This is a genomic window from Streptomyces sp. NPDC053431 (genome assembly GCF_044544925.1).
In the GTDB taxonomy this organism is placed as follows: domain Bacteria; phylum Actinomycetota; class Actinomycetes; order Streptomycetales; family Streptomycetaceae; genus Streptomyces.
Window position 1 is genome coordinate 185,347 of sequence record NZ_JBITXX010000008.1, and the last position, 15,976, is coordinate 201,322.

Sequence of the window (15,976 nt, forward strand, 5' to 3'; positions counted from 1 at the left end):
CTCACGGAAGGGGCACGCCGCCCATGACCGCCACCACGCCCTCGGACAGACCCGGCACGGCCGCCCCCGGCGGCGTCGAACTCGCGCCCGGCGCCGCCGGTGCCGACCCGCGCTTCGTCAACGACGACCTGCTCCCCGTCCCCGTCGCCGAACGCCGCTGGACCACCTACAACTTCGCCGCCCTCTGGGTGGGCATGGCTCATAACATCCCCTCCTGGCTGCTCGCCTCCGGTCTCGTCGCCCTCGGCATGGACTGGCTCCAGGCCGTCCTCACCATCGCCCTCGCCAACGTGATCGTGCTCCTGCCCATGCTGCTCACCGGGCACGCCGGGCCCAAGTACGGCATCCCCTTCCCGGTCCTCGCCCGCGCCTCCTTCGGCCTGCGCGGCGCCAACCTGCCGGCCCTCGTCCGCGCCGGAGTCGCCTGCGCCTGGTTCGGCATCCAGACCTGGATCGGCGGCCAGGGCCTCTTCGTCCTGCTCGACAAGGCCGTCGGCGGCGACTGGGCCTCGGCATCCCCGATCGCGGGCCGGCCCTGGACGCTATGGCTCTGCTTCGTCCTCTTCTGGGCGCTGGAGCTCGCGATCATCCACCGCGGCATGGAGGCCCTCCGGCGCTTCGAGAACTGGGCCGCGCCCTTCGTGATCGTCGGCGCGCTCGTCCTGCTGGTCTGGATCGCGGTCAAGGCGGGCGGATTCGGACCCCTCCTCGACCAGCCGTCCGAACTCGGCTGGGGCGCCGACTTCTGGCGCGTCTTCTTCCCCGCCCTCATGGGCATGATCGCCTTCTGGGCGACGCTCAGCCTGAACATCCCCGACTTCACCCGCTTCGGGGCGGGACAGCGCGCCCAGGTGTGGGGACAGACCCTCGGCCTGCCGACCACCATGACGCTGTTCGCGCTGCTCTCCGTCCTGGTCACCTCCGGCTCACAGGCCGTGTACGGGGCGCCCGTCTGGGACCCGGTGGCGCTCGCCGCCAAGACCGACAACGTCTTCGGACTGCTCTTCGCCCTGGTGACGGTCCTCGTCGCCACCCTGTCGGTCAACATCGCCGCGAACGTCGTCTCGCCCGCGTACGACCTCTCGAACCTCGCCCCGAAGCTGGTCGACTTCCGCAAGGGCGCCCTGATCACCGGCGTCGTCGGCGTCCTCGTCATGCCGTGGAAGCTCACCTCCACCCCCGAGCTGTACATCTTCACCTGGCTCGGTCTCGTCGGCGGTCTGCTCGGAACGGTGGCCGGCATCCTCATCGCCGACTACTGGCTGGTCCGCCGCACCGCGCTCGACCTCGGCGGCCTCTACCGGGCCGACGGCCCGTACTGGTACCGGGGCGGCTGGAACCCGGCCGCCGTCCTCGCCTTCGCCGTCGGCGGAGTCCTCGCCGTCGGCGGCTCCCACTCGGCGCCCGGCACCGGCCCGTTCCCCGAGGACGGCCTGATCCCCTTCCTCAAACCCCTCGCCGACTACGGCTGGGCCGTCGGCCTCGCCGCCTCCCTGCTCCTCTACACCGGCCTCATGGCCCGGTACCGCACCGGCGGCACCGGACGGGCCGCGGAGTGATCCACGCGACACTCCGATCTTTACCCTTCCGTCTTCATGACATAGCCTCAGCGGCACAGACCACCCGGGAAGCGTGCGATCCACCCCATCGGTCATGTGTCGACGCATGTCCAGGCCGCTGCCCGCCCCACGGTGTCGTTTTCCGTTCACACAGAGCAACAGAAGGCGGTCGTCGATGTCCGGCACGGAATCCTCCGACTACACCCAGCGGCTCGCGCGGCTGGAGAACTCGGGGATCAAGCGACTGCTGCCCACCCAGGCGCCGTACCGGTGGAATCTGAAGCGCCTGGGCCTGGGACGCGTCCTGGACGTCGGCTGCGGCATCGGCCGCAACCTGCTGAACTGCGGTCCCGACAGCGTGGGCGTCGACCACAACGCGACCTCCGTCGCCACCTGCCGTGAGCGCGGCCTCACCGCGTACACGCCCGACGAGCTCGCCGAGGCCCCGGACTGCGGCCCGGGCTCCTTCGACAGCCTGCTGTGCGCGCACGTCCTGGAGCACATGGACGAGACCCTGGGCAACACGATCCTGGAGCAGTACCTGCCGCTGGTGAAGCCCGGCGGCTCGGTCGTCCTGATCTGTCCCCAGGAGGCCGGCTACAAGACGGACGCCACCCACGTGCGCTTCGTCGACTTCGACGGGCTGCGAGCCCACGCCGAGAAGGTCGGCCTGAAGATCGAGCGCACCTACTCCTTCCCGTTCGCCCGCTCGCTCGGCAAGGCCTTCCCCTACAACGAGTTCATCCTCGTCGCCCGTACCCCGGCCGCCTGACCCGCACGGATCAGGGGAGCGGGTCCGGCCCCCAGCCGGGCACGTGTGCCGCCGCGGCCCGCTCCCAGCCGTCCACACCCCCGGCGACCGGCCAGGCCCGGGTGATCTCGGGGGTCCGCTCGATCGCCCGCAGGGTCTCGGCGAGCCGGCGGCTCGCCGCCGCCGTGTGCACCGCAGCGAGCGGGCCGTCGGCCGCGGCCGTCCGCCGCTCGTACTCCTCGACCGGACGGGCCGCGCACAGCGCCACGTACCGGGCGTCGACCGCCCGTGACAGGAGCAGGACCGGCGGGCGGCCGCCCTCCGCGAGGGCCGCTACCAGCCGGTCGTGCCCGTCGAGCACCACGGGGCAGTTCAGGCCGCTGATCCACCACAGCAGGACAGGCGGCAGCACGCCCTCCCGGTACTGGCGGCGGTACGCCTTCACCCGGGCCGCCCCGGGACCGGACAGTGCCCGCAGCGGCAGCAGGTCCCGGGCGTCCTCGTCCGGGTCGCCGTAGCCGAACCACGTCAGATGGCCCCGGTCGGGATCGTGCGCGAGCGGCTTGGGCCAGTTCCGCTCGACGAACCAGCCCGGCGTCATCGGGCCCAGGTTCCAGTCGCCCGCGTGCAGCGGCCCGTCGGCCACCCCGCGCAGCTCCGCCTCCGCACGCGCGGCCCAGCGCTCGGTCCAGGCCTCCGAGCCGGGCGCGGCGAAGGCGGCGAAGGCACGGGCGGTGGCCGCCGTCAGCGGGGCCAGCGGCGAGACGTACGCCCCGGTCCGCGCGTAGTGCACCCCGCGCCGGCCGGCCCGCTGGCGCGCGAAGAGGACGGGCCGCTCGCCCTGCACCAGCACGAGCCGCCCGCCGTCCGCGCACTCCATCCGCAGCCCCGGCCGCACGGGATGATCGATCCGCATGGGGGCAGCCTACGAGCCGCCCCTGCGGCGCCACCGCAGAGGCCCTTCGGCTCGCGGCATCGGGTACGAGGCCTCTCGGCGCGCGGCCCCGGGCCCCTCCGTGCGGCTCCGGCCCTCCGCGCGGCCCCCGGCCCGGGCACCGGCCCGCCGCCTTTCGTCCCCGCCCTTCGGCGCGCGCGCAGCCCCCTGCTCGGCCTGCCGTACCCCGAGGAGTTCGGCGGCGGACGCGCGGCTCCGGCCCTCCGCGCCGCCCTCGGCCCTCCGCGCCGCCCCCGGCCCGGGCACCGGCCCGCCGCCTTTCGTCCCCGCCCCTCGGCGCGCGCCCAGCCCTCCGCGCGGCCCCGGGCTCTCCGTGCGGCCCCGGCCCTCCGCGCCGCCCTCGGCCCTCCGCGCCGCCCCCGGCCCGGCGCCGGGGCCCCGCTCTCACGGCACCCGGGCCGTCCACTCCGGCGTCGCGAACTTCGTCTCCGCCAGCTCCTTGGCCAGCGCCAGCTCCTCCTCCGTGACCCCGCCCTCCGTCAGGCCATACCGGCCGCAGAAGGAGGCGATCATGCGGTCGATGACGGCCTCGCGAGTCAGCCCGGTCTGCCGGCGCAACGGGTCCACCCGTTTCTTGGCGCTCCTGGTGCCCTTGTCGGAGAGCTTCTCGCGCCCGATCCGCAGCACGTCCGTCATCTTGTCGGCGTCGATGTCGTACGCCATCGTCACGTGGTGCAGCACCGCGCCCTCGCCCGCGACCACGCGCTTCTGCGCGGCGCCCGCGATCTTCCCGGCGTCCGTCGCGATGTCGTTGAGCGGCTGGTACCAGGCCTTGATCCCCATGTCGCCGAGCGCACCGAGCACCCAGTCGTCGAGATAGGCGTAGCTGTCGGTGAAGGAGAGGCCCTGGACCAGGGCGTCGGGGACCGACAGCGAGTACGTGATGGTGTTGCCGGGCTCGATGAACATGGCGCCGCCGCCGCTGATCCGGCGCACCACCTGGATGCCGTGCCGCTCGGCCGCCTCCGGGTCCACCTCGTTGCGCAGCGACTGGAAGCTGCCGATCACCACGGCCGGGGCGCCCCACTCCCACACCCGCAGGGTCGGCGGCCGGCGGCCGGCCGCCACCTCGGCCGTCAGGACCTCGTCGAGCGCCATGTGCAGCACGGGGGACCGCGGCGGCTCGTGGATCAGCTGCCAGTCGTAGTCGGTCCAGTCGGTCGCGTGGGCGAGCGCCCGGCGGACCGCGACGCCGATGCCCTCCGTGGTCAGGCCGAACATCTCGGTGCCCGGTGGAAGCGCCTGGTCGATGCGGGCGGCGAGGCCCGCGGCGTCCGTGTCGGCGGGCGCGCCCTCCAGGGCCCGGTCGATCGCCAGGATCGCCTCGTCCGGTTCGAGGAAGAAGTCGCCCGCGACCCGGACCCGGCGCAGCACGCCCTCCTCCACGTCGAGGTCGACGACGACCAGCTTGCCGCCCGGGACCTTGTACTCGCCGTGCACGGACCCTCCCTGGAAGTAAGGGATGAACTCGATCACAGCGTACTCGCGGCCCGGGGGCCGCCTGCCGGTCGTCCACAGGTCGCCGAGCGGCCCCCTGGATGTCAGAGCGGTGTGGTGGGATGGACGCATGACGGAACGACGCACGACCCGACACGCCACCGGAGAGACGGACTTCCTCGCCCACGTGCTCGCCGGCGGCACCGCCGAGGTGGAGGAGGCGGTCCGCAAGGCCGCCGCCGCCGAGATCATGCCGCGCTTCCGGCAGCTCGCCGCGCACGACATCGTGGAGAAGAACGGGCCGCACGACCTCGTCACCGTCGCCGACCGGGCCGCCGAGGCCCACCTCACCGCCTCCCTGACCGCCCTGCTGCCCGGCTCCGTCGTGGTCGGCGAGGAGGCCGTGCACGCCGACCCCGCCGTGTACGAGGAGCTCAAGGGCGACGCCCCGGTGTGGATCGTCGACCCGGTGGACGGCACCCGTCAGTTCGTCCACGGCGACCCCGGCTTCTGCACCCTCGTGGCGCTCGCCCAGGGCGGCGAGCTCCTCGCCTCCTGGACCTTTGCCCCCGCCCGGGAGGAACTCGCGGTCGCGGTGCGCGGCCGCGGCGCCACGCTGAACGGGACGGCGATACGGTCGGGCGCGCCCGCCCCCGGAGCGGTCCTGGAGGTGGCCACCTCCCACCCCGACTACACCACCCCGGACCAGAAGCGCGCCCTGCTCGGCCTGCGCACCGAGGGCGTCCGCCCGCGCCCCTGCGGCTCGGCCGGCCTCGAATACCTCTCCATCGCCCGGGGAGAGCTCGACGCCGTCGCCTTCTCCTGGGAGTACGCGTGGGACCACGCGGCGGGTCTGCTCCTCGTCGCGGAGGCCGGCGGTGCCGATCTGACCCTCACCGGAGAGCCCTTCCGCATCACCGGGGGGAACACCCTCCCGTTCACCGCGGCCCGCGACGCGGCCACCGCGGCGCGGATCCGGTCCCTGCTCGGGGCGGGGTAAGTCCCTTACGGGGTCGGGAATATGCTGGGATCCCTGGCCGCCGGCTGACGAAGGAGTCCACGGTGCCGTCGATGCTCGATGCCGTCGTCGTAGGGGCGGGACCCAACGGACTGACCGCCGCCGTGGAGCTCGCCCGGCGGGGCTTCTCGGTCGCCGTGTTCGAGGCGAGGCCGACGGTCGGCGGCGGCGCCCGCACCGAGGAACTCACCCTGCCCGGCTTCCGGCACGACCCCTGTTCCGCCGTGCACCCGCTCGGCGTCACCTCGCCCGTGTTCCGCACCATGCCCCTGGAGCGCCACGGCCTGGAGTGGCTGCACCCGCGACTGCCCATGGCCCATCCCTGGGACGACGGCACCGCGGCCGTGCTGTCCCGGTCCGTCTCCGAGACCGCGGCGTCCTTCGGGCCGCGGGACGCGGGCGCGTACCGGCGCCTGGTCATGCCGTTCCTGCCCCACTGGGAGACCCTGCTGCGGGACTTCACGCAGCTGCCGCTCACCGGACTGCCCCGTGACCCGGTCACCCTGGCCCGGTTCGGGCTCGTCGGGCTCCCGCCGTCCACGTGGCTGATGCGCCGCTTCCGTGACGAGAAGGCGCGCGCCCTGTTCGCCGGGCTCGTCGCCCACGTCATCGCCCCGCTCGACGGCTTCGCGACCGGCGCCGTCGGCCTGGTCTTCGCGCTCGCCGCCCACGCGGCCGGCTGGCCGATGCCCCGGGGCGGCTCCCAGTCGATCTCCGACGCCCTCGCCGGATACCTCAAGGAGCTCGGCGGCGCCGTCCACACCGATTTCGAGGTCAAGCGCCTGGACGACCTGCCTCCGGCCCGCGCCTACGTCTTCGACACCTCACCCACCGCCCTCGCCCGGATCGCGGGCCTCGGCTCCGCCTACGACGCCTACCGCTACGGCGCGAGCGTCTTCAAGATCGACTACGCCCTGTCGGGCCCCGTGCCGTGGACCGCCGAGGCCGCCCGCCGGGCGGGCACCGTCCAGATCGGTCCCACCGCGGGCGAGATCGGCACCGCCCTGCGCCAGGCCTCCTCCGGCACCGCCCCCGACACCCCGTTCCTCATCACGGCCCAGCCCAGCCTGGTCGATCCGGGCCGGGCCCCCGAGGGCAAGCACGTCTTCTGGGCCTACGGCCACGTCCCCAACGGCTGGCGCGGCGACCTCACCGACGCCATGGAGCGCCAGATCGAGCGCTTCGCACCCGGATTCCGCGACCTGATCCTCGCCCGCGCCACCGTGGGGCCGCCCGAACTCGCCGCCCGCAACGCCAACTACGTCGGCGGCGACATCGCCTGCGGCGCCGCCCGGGGTCTCCAGCTGGTGCTCCGCCCCAAGCTCTCCCTCTTCCCGTACCACACGGCCCATCCGGCGGTCTTCCTGTGCTCCTCCGCGACCCCGCCGGGCCCCGGCGTGCACGGCATGTCCGGGCACAACGCGGCGAAGGCGGTGTGGCGCCGGCTGCGCACCCCCGGCGCCGCCTGAGGCCACGCGAAAAGCGGATGTCCCGCCTGGTCGGCGGCGGGAGGATGGAGTCATGAGCACCCGACCCGAGATCATCCTGGTCCGCGGCGACATCACCGAGCAGGACACCGACGTCATCGTCAACGCGGCCAACTCCTCGCTGCTCGGCGGCGGGGGAGTGGACGGCGCCATCCACCGCAAGGGCGGGCCCGCCGTCCTCGCCGCCTGCCGCGAGCTGCGCGCCGGCCACTACGGCCGCGGCCTGGCGACCGGCCAGGCCGTCGCCACCACCGCCGGGAAGCTCGCCGCCCGCTGGGTCGTCCACACCGTCGGACCGGTCCACAGCCGAGAGGAGGACCGCTCGGAGCTCCTCGCCTCCTGCTACCGCGAATCCCTGCGGGTGGCCGACGAACTGGGCGCCCGCACGGTGGCGTTCCCGGCCGTCTCCACCGGCGTCTACGGCTGGCCGATGGACGACGGCGCCCGGATCGCCGTCGAGACCGTCCGCGCGGCGCGCCCCCGCTCGGTGACGGAGGTCCGCTTCGTCCTCTTCGACGAGGTCGCGTACGAGACCTTCGCCGAGCGACTGCGGTCCGCGTAGTCCGGCCGCCCCCCGACGGCCGGACCACGACGAGCCAGGGCCTCAGTACGCGGAGACCGCGGCCAGCGGGGCCCGTTCACCGGAGACCGCCCGGGCGAGACCGGCCGCCACCGACGTCGCCGCCGAGGCCACCGCGGCGACGACCGCCGCCGCGCTCCCGTCGGCGGGAGTCAGCGCGGCGAGCGCGGCCACCACCCGGCGGTCCGGCCCCCGTACCGGCAGGGCCGCACAGGTCAGCCCCACCGCCAGCCCGTCCCGGTCCACGCAAGGCCCCGTTTCCCGGCTCACGAGCGGACGCCCGGGCGCCGAGTCGAGCGGGAACGTCATGCCGTCCCGTACGGGGACGAGCGGCTCCGCGCGCCCCGGCACCGAGACGACGGTCAGCGCGTGGTCATCCCGCAGCACGGTGAGCACCACGCTCGCGCCCGTCACCGCCCGCAGCCGGTGCAGGGCCGGCCGGGCCGCCGCCGTCAGGCCGGGATACGGCTGCCACGACTGCCCGAGCCGGAACAGCTGCGGCCCCAGCACATACCTGCGGCCGCGCCGCTCGACGGCCCCGACCGGCCCGAGCTGGTCGAGCAGCCGGTGCGCGGTCCCCTTCGGCACCCCGCACGCCGCGGCCAGCTCGCTCAGGCCCGCCTCCCCGCCCCGCCGCCGCAGTGCGTCGAGCAGCGCGAACGCGCCCTCGACCACACCTCTGCCGGCAGCCGGTCCTTCCCCCGATGTGTCCGTTGTTCTGTGCGACATGGCCGAAAGTGTGGGAACTGACCGGCCGCGGCGCCATCCCAGGAATCTGGGGGGTGCGGAGCACACCCCCGGTGAACAACGGCGACCTGTGCGTTTATCAGACGTTCAGCGGGCCCGGGGAGACTCTTCACATGGCCCGCACCGTCAACTGGCAGAGCATTCACGGGCGTACCGTCCGGGCAGCCCGGCAGGCGCGGGGTTCCGTCGCCGTACTGGAGGCCGCGGCCTCGGCGATCGCCGAAGCCATGCCCTTCGAACTGTGGGCCGGGGTGCTGCTCGACCCGATCACCCTCCTCAACGTCGGCGGCTGCTACCGCTACGGCGTCAGCGCCGCCTGGATGCCGCGCATGCTGGACATCGAGTACCGCGAGGGGGACGCCCTCTCGATGCCCGTCCTCGCCCGCCAGGCGCAGCCCGTCGGCACGCTCGCCGGAGCCCTCGGCGGCGAGCTGGAGCGGAGCCTGCGCTATCAGGACATCTACCGCCCGCTGGGCATGGCCGACGAGATGCGGCTGCTGCTGCGCGACGCCGGCCGCGTGTGGGGCGCGCTGGTGCTCACCCGCTCCGCCGACCGGCCGCCGTTCTCCGCCGCCGAGACGGAGTTCGCCGCCCGGCTCTCCGCCCCGCTGGGCCGGGTCCTGCGGGACTCCCTGACCGAACGGCCCGCCGCGCCCGGCCTCGAGACCCGGTCGCTGGTCGTGCTCACCGCGGAGTACGAGATCGTCACCCGGTCCGCGACGGCGGCCGCCTGGTGCGCCGAGCTCGCCGAGACCCCCGCCCGCGGCACGGGACTTCCGGCCGCCGCGTACGGGGTCGCCGCGGCGGCCCTCAACAGCCCCTCGGGCGGCAGCCGGGTGTGCGTGCCGACCCGCTCGGGCGGCTGGGCCGCCATCGAGGGCTGGCGCCTGGAGACGGGGGAGCGGCCGCAGGTCGCCCTGTCCATGGGTCCGGCGTCGCCGCCGGACCGCATCGCCGCCCTGATGGAGGCCTACGCGCTCACGCCGCGCGAGTGCCAGGTCCTGACCGAGGTGGTCAGCGGCGCGCCCACCACGGAGATCGCCGACCGGCTCACCCTCTCCCCGTTCACGGTGCAGGACCACCTGAAGTCGGTCTTCGCGAAGACCGGCGTCCGCTCCCGCCGCGAGCTCGTGGGCCAGATCTTCTTCCCCCACTACCTGCCGGCCCTGTCGGCGGAAGAGGCCGGGGCCGCCCACGCCTGAGGGGGGCGGGGGCCCGCCCATTTCTGAGGCGGGCGGGAGCCGCCCATGTGTGAGGCGGGCGGGAGCCGCCTATGTCTGAGGCGGGTGGGGGCCGCCCATGTCTGCGGTAGGTGGGGTCGCCTCCGTCGGAGGCGGGCCGAGCCCCTCGGACGTTGATGTCGTTTTCTCGCCAGCCCGGGGCGCCCCCGACCCCCGATCCTTGAGACATGCACACCGACACCGAGCGCTACGTGCGGGCCGTCCAGTCGAAGGACGCCCGCTTCGACGGCGTGTTCTTCACCGCCGTACGCACCACCCGGATCTACTGCCGGCCCAGCTGCCCCGCCCGGCCGCCCAAGCCGGAGAACATGGAGTTCCACCCCACGGCCGCCTCGTGCCAGCGGGCCGGGTTCCGGGCCTGCAAGCGCTGCCGCCCCGACACCAGCCCCGGCTCGCCCCGGTGGCACGCGCGGGCCGACGCCGTCGCCCGCGCCATGCGGCTCATCCAGGACGGTGTCGTCGACCGCGAGGGCGTCCCCGGCCTCGCCGGCCGGCTCGGCTACTCCACCCGCCAGATCGAGCGTCAGCTCCTCGCCGAACTCGGCGCCGGGCCGCTGGCCCTCGCCCGCGCCCAGCGCGCGCAGACCGCCCGGGTGCTCATCGAGACCACCCCGCTGCCGATGGCGGAGATCGCCTTCGCGGCCGGCTTCGCCTCCATCCGCACCTTCAACGACACCGTGCGCGAGGTCTTCGCCCTCACCCCGGGCGCACTGCGCGCCCGCGCCGCCGGTTCGCGCGCCCCCGCCCCCGCCGCCCCGGGGACGATCACCGTCCGGCTGCCGTTCCGCGCCCCGCTCAACCCCTCCAACCTCTTCGGCCACCTCGCCGCCACCGCCGTCCCCGGCGTGGAGGAGTGGCGGGACGGCGCCTACCGGCGCACCCTGAGCCTCCCGTACGGGCACGGCATCGTCGCCCTCACCCCGCGCCCCGACCACGTGCTGTGCCGGCTCTCGCTGACCGACCCGCGCGACCTCACCCACGCCATCAGCCGCTGCCGCCGGCTGCTCGACCTCGATGCCGACCCCGTCGCCGTCGACGAGCAGCTGCGCGCCGACCCGCTGCTCGCGCCGCTCGTCGACGCGGCGCCCGGGCGGCGGGTGCCGCGGACCGTGGACGCCGCCGAGTTCGCCGTACGCGCGGTCCTCGGCCAGCAGGTGTCCACGGCCGCCGCCCGCACCCACGCGGCCCGCCTGGTCACCGAGCACGGTGTGCCCGTGGAGGACCCGGAGGGCGGCCTCACCCACCTCTTCCCGACCTCCGAAGCGCTCGCCGGACTCGACCCGGAGACCCTCGCCCTGCCCCGCAGCCGCCGCGGCACCCTGCTCACCCTCGTCACGGCCCTCGCCGACGGCTCTCTCGCCCTGGGCCCCGAGAGCGACTGGGCCGAGGCCCGGGCCCGGCTGCTGGCCCTGCCCGGCTTCGGCCCCTGGACCACCGAGGTCATCGCCATGCGGGCGCTCGGCGACCCCGACGCCTTCCTCCCCGGCGACCTCGGCATCCGCCGCGCCGCCCAGGGCCTCGGCCTGCCCTCCTCACCCGCCGCGCTCACCGCCCGCGCCGCGCAGTGGCGGCCCTGGCGCGCCTACGCCGTCCAGTACCTGTGGGCCACCGACTCCCACCCGATCAACCACCTCCCCGCGTAAGGACCTTGCTCATGCCCACCGTGCAGCACACGGTCGTGGACAGCCCCTACGACCTGCTGACCCTGGTCGCCGTCGACGGCGTGCTCAGCCGGATGTACATGACCGACCAGCGCCACCGGCCGCCCGAGGAGACCTTCGGCACCCGCGACCCACGGCCCTTCACGGAGGCGGTGCGTCAGCTCGACGCGTACTTCGCCGGCGAACTCACCGCGTTCGACCTGCCGTTGCACCTCGAAGGCACCCCGTTCCAGCTGCGCGTCTGGGAGCAGCTGCGGCTCATCCCGTACGGAGAGACCCGGACCTACGGGGAACTCGCCGAGGCCCTCGGCAATCCCGGCGCCTCGCGCGCGGTCGGCCTGGCCAACGGCAAGAACCCCGTCACGATCATCGTGCCCTGCCACCGGGTGATCGGCGCCGGCGGTGGCCTCACCGGCTACGGCGGCGGCCTGGACCGCAAGAAGCGCCTGCTCGCCTTCGAGTCGGGCGCCGCACCCGACGCCCTCTTCTAACGCAGCCGTTCGAGCAGCGCGGGCAGCGAGGTGCCGATCGGCTCGCGGACGACCTCGTCCGCGATCGGGTCGTACGGGGTGGGCTCGGCGTTCACGATGATCAGCCGGGCCCCGTGCTCCGCCGCGATCCCCGCGAGGGAGGCGGCGGGCTGCACCTGCAGGCTCGTACCGACCGCGATGAACACCTCGGTGGCCTTCGCGATCGACATGGCCTGCGCCAGCACCTGCGGGTCGAGGTTCTGCCCGAACATCACCGTCGCCGGCTTCAGGATCCCGCCGCACTCCGAACAGGCCGGGTCGGGCTCGCCGGCCCGCACCCGCCGCAGCGCCTCGGCCATGGACGACCGGGCATGACAGGCCGTGCACACCACCGAGCGCGCGGAGCCGTGCAGTTCGAGCACCTTGCGCTCCGGCACACCGGCCGCCTGGTGCAGCCCGTCCACGTTCTGCGTGAGCACCCGCAGCGCGTGTCCGCTCCGCTCGAAGGCGGCGACGGCGTGGTGCGCCGCGTTCGGCTCGGCCTCCAGGACCGGCGCGTCCAGCCGCAACCGCCACGAGCGGCGGCGGATCTCCCGGTCGGCCATGTACGGCCCGTAGGTGAAGAGCCGCTCGGCCTGCGGGTCGCGTGTCCACACGCCGTCGGGCCCCCGGTAGTCGGGGATCCCCGAGTCCGTGGAGATGCCGGCACCGCTGAGAATCGCCACCATGGTCATGCCGCGAGCGTAGGTGTGCCCGAAGTCCTCCCGCGAGCCGATTTCCCGGTGCTAGGTTCCCCGCATGGCCAAGGTGAACATCTCCCTCGACGCCGAACTCGTCGTCGAGGTCATGGTCCTCGCCGGCATCGGCAACCCCCAGGACGCCGTCGAGGCGGTCGTCCGCGACTACATCGCCCGCGGGCACCGCACCGAGGCCCGCACCGCCGCACGCGACGAACCCCTGCGCACCGGCGGCCTGGTGCCCCCGGAACCCGAGCAGGGCTGAGCGCCGCCGCCCACGGCCTGCCGCCAACCCCGCCTCACTCGCCCCAGGCCCCTGCGGCCGCCGGTCCACCGGTCCGCGGGGCATCGGTCCGCCGGGTTGCGGGTACGCCGGGTCTGTCGTGTCGCCGGTCCGCCGTCTCGCCGGCCCGCCGTGCTGCTCCGCCGGTGCGTCCGTCCTCAGCCCGCCAGCTCCGCGAGCCGTACCGTCCGTTCCGCCAGCTCGCTGATCCGCACCCGGTCGAAGCCCGCGACCGCGCTGCGCACCCGGTCCTCCAGCGGCTCCGCCCACTGGGCCGGGATCGCCGCGGCCCCGCACAGCACCCCGGCGACCGAACCGGCCGTCGCCCCGTTGGAGTCGGTGTCCAGGCCGCCCCGCACGGTGAGCGCGATGGTGCGGCTGAAGTCCCCCTCCCCGTAGAGGAGTCCGGCGGTCAGCACCGCCGCGTTCGGAATCGTGTGGATCCAGCCGAGCCCCCCGGTCTCCTTCGCCAGCTCGGCGAGGGTCTCGGACCACTCGACGCCCGCCTCGTGCAGCGCCATCGTGTGCCGTACGGTCCGGGCGAGCCGGCTGCTCGCCGGGATCCGCTCCAGCGCCGTGGACAGCGCCGAGCGCGCGTCGGGGGCGGTGAACGCCGCCGCCACCAGCGCCGCCGCCCACATCGCCCCGTACACCCCGTTGCCCGTGTGCGACAGCGCCGCGTCCCGGCGGGCCAGCGAGGCGGCCCGGCGCGGGTCGCCCGGCGAGGTCCAGCCGTAGACGTCCGCCCTGATCAAGGCGCCGATCCACTCCTGGTACGGATTGTCGTAGGTGGCCGTCAGCGGAGGCTTCAGACCGTTGGCCAGATTGCGGTAGGCCACCCGCTCCGCTGTGAAGGTCTGCAGATAGGGCAGGCGCAGCAGCCACTGGTCGCCGACCTGCTCGGTGGTGAAGGAGAAACCGCGGGTCTCCAGCAGGTGCAGCCCCAGGATCGAGTAGTCGATGTCGTCGTCCCGGCAGCTCCCGTGGATCCGGCCGCGCACGCACTGCGGCCACTCGGGCCGCAGCTCGAAACCGTCCGCGCCGGCGGCGGGCGGCGGCGGCAGATAGTCCGTCAGCGGCAGCGCGCCGGTCAGCTCCAGATAGGCGTCGATCCGCTCGGGCGTCCAGTGGTCGCCGCTCTCGACCGGCTTGCCGAGCATGTTGCCGGCGATCCGCCCCGTCCAGCCGCCCAGGATCCGGTCGGCGAGTTCACTGTGCTTGAGCAGGCCCATGCCATCGGTCTACCCAATACGGAGCCCGGCCGCGCGGCGACGCACCCGCCCGGCTCCGCACGATCCGTCGCTCAGTCGTCCACGGGCGTCCGCCGCCGTTCCCGCTCGGCCTCGCCGGCGGTCCGCGACTTCGCCGCCCGGCGCAGCCGGTGGTGGCGCGAGGAGCGCGAGGACCCCCGCTCGGTGACCGCGTCCCCGACCGCGGCCCGCACCGCGTCCCGCACCCCGTGCGGTGCGTGGTGCCGCGCGGGCCCCGCCCCCGGGTCCGTCCGCAGCTCCTTGAGCAGGGCCCAGCACAGACCGAGCATCACCAGCACGAAGGGCAGCGCCACCAGGATCGTCCCCGTCTGGAGCGACTTCAGACCGCCCGCGACCAGCAGCACGGCCGCGACCGCGGCCATGAGCACGCCCCAGGCCACCACCAGCCAGGTCGGCGGGTGCAGCGCGCCCCGGCTGGTCAGCGAGCCCATCACCAGGGAGGCCGAGTCGGCGCTGGTGACGAAGTAGGTCATCACCAGGAGCATCGCCAGGTACGAGGTCACCGTGCCGATCGGCAGCGCGTCCAGCATCGCGAACAGCGAGGCCTCCGCCCCGTCCTGGACCGCCCCCGCCATGTCGGCGGCGCCCGTGGAGTCGAGCCGGATCGCGGTCCCGCCCATCACGCAGAACCAGACCACCGTCGCCCCCGAGGGGACGAGCAGCACCCCGATCAGGAACTCGCGGACGGTCCGGCCGCGCGAGATCCGGGCGATGAAGGTGCCGACGAACGGCGCCCAGGACAGCCACCACGCCCAGTAGAAGATCGTCCAGGCACCCAGCCACGCCCGGTCCGTGAAGGCGCCGGTGCGGCTCGCCATCGGCAGCAGCTGGTGCAGATAGCCGCCCACCGAGGCGGGGATCGTGTCGAGGACGTACACGGTCGGCCCCAGCAGGAACACGAACAGCATCAGGGCGGCGGCGAGCACGATGTTCAGCGTCGACAGCCACTTCACGCCCTTGTGCAGCCCCGAGAACGCGGACAGCACGAAGGCCGCCGACAGCGACACGATGATGATCAGCTCGGTGGTCGTCGAGTCCCGTACGCCCAGGGTGATGTGCAGCCCCTCGGCCACCTGCAGGGCGCCCAGGCCCAGACTGGTCGCCGTGCCGAAGACGGTCGCGAACACCGCGAGCAGATCGATCGCCTTCCCCGGCCAGGACCGCGCCCGGCGCTCGCCCATCAGGGGCACGAAGGCGGCGCTGAGCGTGTTCCCGCGCCCTTTGCGGAAGCCCGCGTAGGCGAGGGCGAGTCCGGCGATGCCGTAGATCGCCCACGGGGTGAGCGTCCAGTGGAAGAACGAGTACTCCATGGCCGTCCGGGCCGCGGCGCCCGACCGCGGCGGCACCCCGCTCGCCGGCGGCGGCGCCAGATAGTGCTGGAGCGGTTCCCCCACCCCGTAGAACATCAGGCCGATGCCCATTCCCGCGCTGAACATCATCGCGATCCAGGCGAGGTTCGTGAACTCCGGTTCCGAGTCGTCGGCACCCAGACGGACGCGTCCGAAACGGCTCAGTGCGATGACCACGCAGAGCACCAGGAAGACGTCCGCGGCCGTCACGAAAAGCCAGGCGAAATCGGCCAGCACCCAGTCGAGTGCCGAGGTGGAGGCGTGGTCGAACGAGCTCTTGCCGAGGGCCGCCCAGGCCACCACCGCGACGACCGCCGCCATCCCGATCCCGATGACCTTTGCGTCGGGGCGGGGCTTATGTCCGGGGATTTGATCGATCGGTTCCGCGCTCATGTCGCCCCACTATGGTCCGGAATATCGCCTTATCAGG

15 protein-coding genes are annotated in these 15,976 nt (G+C 74.1%); 9 read left to right on the forward strand and 6 right to left on the reverse strand.

All coding sequences use genetic code 11. The annotated features are described in order from the left end of the window. Positions 1 to 23 precede the first annotated feature (23 nt). Both ACIGXE_RS20740 and ACIGXE_RS20745 read left to right on the forward strand, forming a co-directional pair. Positions 24 to 1,559 carry an NCS1 family nucleobase:cation symporter-1 gene (locus tag ACIGXE_RS20740; protein WP_399749384.1) on the forward strand — a complete coding sequence of 512 codons (1,536 nt, stop codon included), beginning with the start codon at positions 24 to 26 and terminating at the stop codon, positions 1,557 to 1,559. A 175-nt stretch (positions 1,560 to 1,734) separates the two neighbouring features. After that, a complete protein-coding gene (locus ACIGXE_RS20745; RefSeq protein WP_399749385.1) occupies positions 1,735 to 2,331 on the forward strand; it encodes a class I SAM-dependent methyltransferase in 597 nt (198 codons plus the stop codon). 10 nt (positions 2,332 to 2,341) lie between these two features. Here ACIGXE_RS20745 and ACIGXE_RS20750 read toward each other — a convergent pair whose 3' ends face one another. Both ACIGXE_RS20750 and ACIGXE_RS20755 read right to left on the reverse strand, forming a co-directional pair. Continuing rightward, the gene (locus tag ACIGXE_RS20750; RefSeq protein WP_399749387.1) at positions 2,342 to 3,226 is read right to left on the reverse strand and encodes a hypothetical protein; all 885 of its coding nucleotides are present in this window, start codon (positions 3,224 to 3,226) and stop codon (positions 2,342 to 2,344) included. A 423-nt stretch (positions 3,227 to 3,649) separates the two neighbouring features. Continuing rightward, on the reverse strand, positions 3,650 to 4,705 hold the full coding sequence (locus ACIGXE_RS20755; RefSeq protein WP_399749389.1) for a biotin/lipoate A/B protein ligase family protein: 1,056 nt from the start codon (positions 4,703 to 4,705) through the stop codon (positions 3,650 to 3,652). 127 nt (positions 4,706 to 4,832) lie between these two features. Between ACIGXE_RS20755 and ACIGXE_RS20760 the strand changes: the two genes are divergently transcribed. From ACIGXE_RS20760 to ACIGXE_RS20770, 3 genes are all read left to right on the forward strand, one after another. Continuing rightward, on the forward strand, positions 4,833 to 5,702 hold the full coding sequence (locus tag ACIGXE_RS20760; RefSeq protein WP_399749391.1) for an inositol monophosphatase family protein: 870 nt from the start codon (positions 4,833 to 4,835) through the stop codon (positions 5,700 to 5,702). Between the two features lie 62 nt (positions 5,703 to 5,764). Further along, the gene (locus ACIGXE_RS20765) at positions 5,765 to 7,189 is read left to right on the forward strand and encodes a phytoene desaturase family protein (RefSeq protein WP_399749393.1); all 1,425 of its coding nucleotides are present in this window, start codon (positions 5,765 to 5,767) and stop codon (positions 7,187 to 7,189) included. A gap of 52 nt (positions 7,190 to 7,241) precedes the next feature. After that, a complete protein-coding gene (locus ACIGXE_RS20770) occupies positions 7,242 to 7,769 on the forward strand; it encodes an O-acetyl-ADP-ribose deacetylase (protein WP_399749395.1) in 528 nt (175 codons plus the stop codon). 42 nt (positions 7,770 to 7,811) lie between these two features. On the opposite strand, the gene ACIGXE_RS20775 is transcribed toward ACIGXE_RS20770, so the two are convergent. After that, positions 7,812 to 8,516, reverse strand: coding sequence for an IclR family transcriptional regulator (locus ACIGXE_RS20775; protein ID WP_399749397.1), 705 nt, complete (start codon positions 8,514 to 8,516; stop codon positions 7,812 to 7,814). 131 nt (positions 8,517 to 8,647) lie between these two features. Between ACIGXE_RS20775 and ACIGXE_RS20780 the strand changes: the two genes are divergently transcribed. The 3 genes from ACIGXE_RS20780 to ACIGXE_RS20790 all read left to right on the forward strand — a co-directional run bounded on the left by ACIGXE_RS20780 (position 8,648) and on the right by ACIGXE_RS20790 (position 11,927). Continuing rightward, positions 8,648 to 9,736 carry a response regulator transcription factor gene (locus tag ACIGXE_RS20780; RefSeq protein ID WP_399749399.1) on the forward strand — a complete coding sequence of 363 codons (1,089 nt, stop codon included), beginning with the start codon at positions 8,648 to 8,650 and terminating at the stop codon, positions 9,734 to 9,736. A 206-nt stretch (positions 9,737 to 9,942) separates the two neighbouring features. Further along, positions 9,943 to 11,418, forward strand: coding sequence for a DNA-3-methyladenine glycosylase 2 family protein (locus ACIGXE_RS20785; protein WP_399749401.1), 1,476 nt, complete (start codon positions 9,943 to 9,945; stop codon positions 11,416 to 11,418). Positions 11,419 to 11,429: 11 nt separating this feature from the next. Continuing rightward, on the forward strand, positions 11,430 to 11,927 hold the full coding sequence (locus ACIGXE_RS20790; protein WP_399749403.1) for a methylated-DNA--[protein]-cysteine S-methyltransferase: 498 nt from the start codon (positions 11,430 to 11,432) through the stop codon (positions 11,925 to 11,927). Here the strand turns inward: ACIGXE_RS20790 and ACIGXE_RS20795 are convergent. After that, a complete protein-coding gene (locus ACIGXE_RS20795; RefSeq protein WP_399749404.1) occupies positions 11,924 to 12,640 on the reverse strand; it encodes an SIR2 family NAD-dependent protein deacylase in 717 nt (238 codons plus the stop codon). The two genes, ACIGXE_RS20790 and ACIGXE_RS20795, sit on opposite strands and share 4 nt — an antisense overlap. A gap of 64 nt (positions 12,641 to 12,704) precedes the next feature. Between ACIGXE_RS20795 and ACIGXE_RS20800 the strand changes: the two genes are divergently transcribed. Beyond that, a complete protein-coding gene (locus ACIGXE_RS20800; RefSeq protein WP_399749406.1) occupies positions 12,705 to 12,908 on the forward strand; it encodes a type II toxin-antitoxin system VapB family antitoxin in 204 nt (67 codons plus the stop codon). Between the two features lie 176 nt (positions 12,909 to 13,084). Here the strand turns inward: ACIGXE_RS20800 and ACIGXE_RS20805 are convergent, their stop codons facing one another. Both ACIGXE_RS20805 and ACIGXE_RS20810 read right to left on the reverse strand, forming a co-directional pair. Then, the gene (locus ACIGXE_RS20805) at positions 13,085 to 14,158 is read right to left on the reverse strand and encodes an ADP-ribosylglycohydrolase family protein (protein ID WP_399749408.1); all 1,074 of its coding nucleotides are present in this window, start codon (positions 14,156 to 14,158) and stop codon (positions 13,085 to 13,087) included. Between the two features lie 71 nt (positions 14,159 to 14,229). Continuing rightward, the gene (locus ACIGXE_RS20810; protein WP_399749410.1) at positions 14,230 to 15,939 is read right to left on the reverse strand and encodes a BCCT family transporter; all 1,710 of its coding nucleotides are present in this window, start codon (positions 15,937 to 15,939) and stop codon (positions 14,230 to 14,232) included. Positions 15,940 to 15,976 lie beyond the last annotated feature (37 nt).